Source organism: Methylobacterium sp. SD274 (genome assembly GCF_017355285.1).
Taxonomy (GTDB): domain Bacteria; phylum Pseudomonadota; class Alphaproteobacteria; order Rhizobiales; family Beijerinckiaceae; genus Methylobacterium.
The window spans coordinates 1-4,466 of sequence record NZ_JADIJP010000065.1 but is presented as its reverse complement, the minus strand read 5'-3'; the positions used below and the strand labels follow the sequence as shown (position 1 = coordinate 4,466).

Annotated in this window: 4 protein-coding genes; 3 read left to right on the top strand and 1 reads right to left on the bottom strand. The window is 67.0% G+C overall.

All coding sequences use genetic code 11. The annotated features are described in order from the left end of the window. Positions 1 to 167: 167 nt before the first annotated feature. The 3 genes from IPV08_RS24195 to IPV08_RS24185 all read left to right on the top strand — a co-directional run bounded on the left by IPV08_RS24195 (position 168) and on the right by IPV08_RS24185 (position 2,466). Positions 168 to 1,123 (top strand): IS630 family transposase gene (locus IPV08_RS24195; protein ID WP_207414393.1). Its coding sequence is split into 2 segments (ribosomal slippage): positions 168 to 519 and positions 519 to 1,123, totalling 957 coding nucleotides; the frame shifts between segments, so codons are not numbered across the junction. A gap of 259 nt (positions 1,124 to 1,382) precedes the next feature. After that, a complete protein-coding gene (locus IPV08_RS24190) occupies positions 1,383 to 2,009 on the top strand; it encodes a hypothetical protein (protein ID WP_207414391.1) in 627 nt (208 codons plus the stop codon). A 313-nt stretch (positions 2,010 to 2,322) separates the two neighbouring features. Beyond that, positions 2,323 to 2,466, top strand: a complete 144-nt coding sequence (locus tag IPV08_RS24185) for a hypothetical protein (protein WP_207414389.1) — start codon at positions 2,323 to 2,325, stop codon at positions 2,464 to 2,466. Positions 2,467 to 3,518: 1,052 nt separating this feature from the next. Here the strand turns inward: IPV08_RS24185 and IPV08_RS24180 are convergent. Then, on the bottom strand, positions 3,519 to 4,466 hold a 948-nt coding region (locus tag IPV08_RS24180), incomplete at its 5' end, for an IS110 family transposase (protein WP_207414387.1).

The following is a 4,466-nucleotide window of genomic DNA, read 5'->3' as shown; positions in this document are numbered from 1 at the left end:
ATCCACCCAACCCGGTCGTTGATTGTGCGGATGGGTCCCGCCCCCAAGCGGACGTAGATAGTACGCAAGTGGCCGGCTAGAGCTGTGCCCTGGCGGGTTGAATCGCTTGGGGTAGGCGATCTGGCTGGCGTGTGATTCACTGGATGGGCTTGTGAGGGAGGATTGCCATGCCTTCAGCCCTGTCGGTCGATCTGCGCGAGCGTGTGGTCGCCGCGATTGAAGCGGGTGCATCGCGGCGTCAGGCTGCCAAACGCTTTGGGGTCGGGGCAGCCAGCGCGATCCGTTGGCACGAGCGCTTTCGGCAGGACGGGCGGATCGCGCCCAGGCCCATGGGCGGCGACCGCAACTCGCAGCGCCTGGAAGCGCAGGCGGCCCTGATCCTTCGGATCCACGAAGAGCACCCGCTCTCCTTCCTGCGGGAACTGAGCGACAGGCTCTCGGAACGGGGCGTCCGCGCCAGCACGAGCAGCCTGTCACGCTTCTTCGCCCGGCATGGGATCACCCGTAAAAAGGGGCTGTCCACGCGGCCGAGCAGGAGCGGCCGGATGTGAAGGCCGCGCGCGAGGACTGGTTCGAGCGTCAACCCGATCTCGATCCAGATCGCCTGGTCTTCCTCGACGAGACGGCCGCCACGACGAAGATGGTCCGCCGGTATGGCCGTGCTCCGTGCGGTCAGCGCTGCCGGATCGCCGTACCTCACGGGCACTACAAGACCACCACCATCACCGCCGCCCTGCGCGCCACGGGATTGATCGCCAGAACCGTCTTCGATGGAGCCACGAATGGTCTGCGCTTCCGGGCCTACGTCACCGACACCCTGGCTCCGGTCCTCAAGCCCGGTGACACCGTCATCCTCGACAACCTCAACGCTCACAAGGTCGCCGGGGTGCGCGAGGCCATCGAGGCAGTCGGCGCGCGGGTTCTCTACCTCCCGCCCTACAGTCCGGACTTCAATCCGATCGAGCAAGTCTTTGCCAAGGTCAAAGCTCTCCTCCGAACGGCTGCAGCACGGACCGCCGCCGACCTAACCACCGCCATCGAGAACGCGTTCGCCGCCGTCCGACCGGATGAGTGCCGAAACTACCTCGCCGCTGCCGGATACGATGCCTACGAGCCAATCTGAAAGGGAACGGCTCTAGTCGGGGTGCCACGTTTCTATAAACACCGAGCACGCGCTTGATCCCGAGGACGGACCTCAGGACCGCACGTACGGCGGCATCGAGTTGGGTGATGCAGTCGACGTCGGACAAGGGGGCTCTCGCTGGCTACGAGAGGCAGTGTCCCCCCCACCCCGTTACGCGTTCCAGGTCACGCGGGGAGACTTCGCCTCGGGCAGGGCAACCCCCTACGATCCGGGCTTACGAGCGCTCAGGGGGGACGGCATGGCGGAACAGGAGATAGAGCCCCTCGGGAAGCGGAGGCTTTGCTGGCCAGCACCGGGCGACCGCCTGTTCACCGCGTCGGGGACGCCGGACGACTCGTTCCTGGGCCACAGCCCCTTCGGCAATCACGGCATCATGACCGCGGGCTATCGCGGCGCCGCCGATGCCCTGGTCGAGAAGACAAGGGAGGGATCCTACGAGAAGGACAGCCTCGTCTTCCCGATCATCTTCCTCTACCGGCAGTTCATCGAGCTTGAGCTCAAAGGCATCATCGCATCGTACGGTCGGCGGTGCGACGTCCCGCCGAACTGGCAGTCCCACCGGTTGGACGAGCTCTGGAAATCCGTGCACCGCATCATGGAATACTTCGAGATCGAGGACGTCGACGGCGCCAACACGGCGGTCGGCGAGGTCATCCGGGAGTTCGCGGCGATCGATCCGAACTCCTTCTCGTTCCGGTACCCTGTCACGCGCGACGGCAAGCCGATCCTATACGGCGACGTCAAGCGCGTGGATCTCCTGAGACTGAAGGAGGTCATGGAAGGCGTGGCCAACCTCCTGTCCGGCACGGACTGCTACATCGACGACATCGAGAGGTCCGGGTACTTCGAACAGGACGAGCGGTGAGCGGCCGTCAGGCCGGCGCCTGCAGGTACCGGCGCAGGCCTCCGGCGGGCCAGTCCGTCGGGGTCCCGATGCGGTAGCTGTCGCCGTCGAGGGTGACGACGTCCGATCGCCGGAGCACGCCGGCCGGCGCCAGGGCGACCACGGGGGTGGTGCCGTCCGGATCGCCGCCTGCATCGGGGCGCGGTACACCAGGGCGCGCTCGCTCTCGCCCATGCGGACGAATTTATCCCTCGCCATGATGGCCTTGTAGGGGGCCTTGATCCCCATGAACTGGAAGGCGCCCTCGACGCGCGCCTGATCCTCGCGCCATTCGATGAGGCACCGCAGGCTGATCCTGTACTCGACGCCGTGGCTGCCCCCGCTCACGGTCGGCAGTGGGTTCTCCTTCCGGCGGGTCCAGTCGGAGATCGTGTCGCGGTGGAAGCCCGCCATCTCGGCGAGCGCCGTGATCGAGTAGACCCCGCCTTTGTCCCCTGTGGGGGACGCGGCGGGCTCCGGAACCGTCCCATCGGCGCGGTCGGCCGCGGCCCGAACCTGCTCCGGGTTCAGGCTGCGCGCTGCGTGCTTGGGGCCGTAGGACGTCACGATCGGTCACTCCGCATTCCGGCGCGGCAAAGGTGCAACGGTGTCAATGGATTAGGCCGGCATCGAATGCGGAATGCGGAGGCCTCGGAGAAAAATTTCATAAGTAGCTGGGACCTGCGGGCGAACGCCTCCTCGCACCCCCTACCCCTACTCGTGGGGTCCCCATGCCCATCACCCCCCGTCAAGGCCTCGACCATGGCCCCGCGCGTGCCCTGGGCGCGCATCGAGGGGACGACGGGCAAGACCCGAGGCAGGGCATGCGCCCCCTGGGATCTCGTGCCTTCCTCAGAGCGTCATGATGGCCTCGGGGTGCGAGGGGGAGGCGTGGCCCCATCAGGCCTGCCTGTGTGCCCGCATCCTCTCCCCTGCCCGGCACCCGGTTCCAGGGCACCGCCAGGCAGGCCCCTGGCGCGCGCCTCCCCGCGGGCGTGCGCGCCTGGCCATGTAGTCGATGGCATCGGCAAGCTCGGCTTCCATGAGCCCGGGGAGGCGTCCGACGGCAGGTTGAGCCCCGCGTCGAAGCTCGCCTGCGCGATGGGCTTGCAGCTGGCGCGGTCGATGGCCACGAGGAGCGGACGCGGACGACCGAGGTTGCTGACCTTTTTGAGGTGTCGGCCTCGCCTGCGTGCGTCGAAGAAAAAAAGCTGCGCTCGTACACGCCATCCTCGGAAACGTATGGCCCGCCCCGTCCGCAAGTGGCTTATGATCCGCTGGTCTGAGCAGTCTGCATAAACGTATCCGGCCTTCCGGCGATGCCGTTGGCCAAGATGGAGATCCGCGCGTCCTGGTCCTCATAAAGGGGTCGGCGTCGAGCGCCATTTTCCGCCGGAGGCTTCCAGAACACCGATCGACTGTCAGGCCATCTTCCTCTCGCCGCTCGCAGACATGGTGAGGCCGACGAAGGCTTCGCCGACCAAGCTCGGTTCAGGCAGCCACCGCCGCCGGCTCATAGACGCGTTCGTGGCGCAGCAGCGCCCAGACGGTCCGGGCCATCTTGGCTGCCAGCGCGACGACGGCGGTGTTGGCGTGCGCCCGCGCCAGCAGGCCCCGTAGCCACTGGCCGATCAGCGTATCGCTCTTGCGCAAAGTCGGCATCGCGGCCCGTGCGCCCTGGATCAGCATCTTGCGCAGGTACTTGCTGCCGCGTTTGGTGATCCCGAGGAGGCGTGGTCGTCCGCCCGTTGTGACCTGACGCGGCACGAGGCCGAGCCAGGCCGCCAGATCACGTCCGCGGGCGAAGGTCGCCACATCACCGATCGCCGCGACCAGCGCCGTCGCGTTGAGTGCACCGATGCCCGGGATGGTGGTGAGCCGGCGGGCGCTTTCGTCGGTCCGGGCCTGTTCGGCGAACTCTGCGTCGAGGGCTGCGATGCGTCCGTCAAGGGACTGCCAGCGTTCACGCACGTCCGCCACGAGGATGCGCATCCGTGGCGTGAGGTCAGAGACCGCCTCGGTATCGAGCAGATTTTCAAATCTGGCGGCGAGCTTGGCGCGTCCCTGCGGGACGATGTGACCGCGCTCCAGAAGAACGGCTCGGATTTGGTTCATCAGGGCCGTGCGTTCGCCCACGAGCTGGTCGCGCACCCGGTGCAGGGTCTGCGTGTCGAGCTGTGCCTCCGACTTCAGCGCGACGAACCGCATGGTCGGACGCGTCGCAGCCTCCGCGATCGCCTCAGCGTCGCGGTCGTCATTCTTCTGGGCTTTGACGTAGGGCCGCACATATTCCGGCGACATCAACCGGATGGTGTGACCTTGAGCGGCGAGCGCCCGGCCCATGTGATGGGCGCCACAGCACGCCTCCATGGCGATGATGCAAGCTGGAAGCGTTGCGCCAAAGGTCATCACCGTCTCGCGCCGCATCCGGCGTCGCAA

Bases quoted from the DNA above. Each gene is read 5' to 3' on its own strand.
- IPV08_RS24185 (WP_207414389.1), top strand. From the start codon at position 2,323: ATGAGGCACCGCAGGCTGATCCTGTACTCGACGCCGTGGCTGCCCCCG.
- IPV08_RS24190 (WP_207414391.1), top strand. From the start codon at position 1,383: ATGGCGGAACAGGAGATAGAGCCCCTCGGGAAGCGGAGGCTTTGCTGG.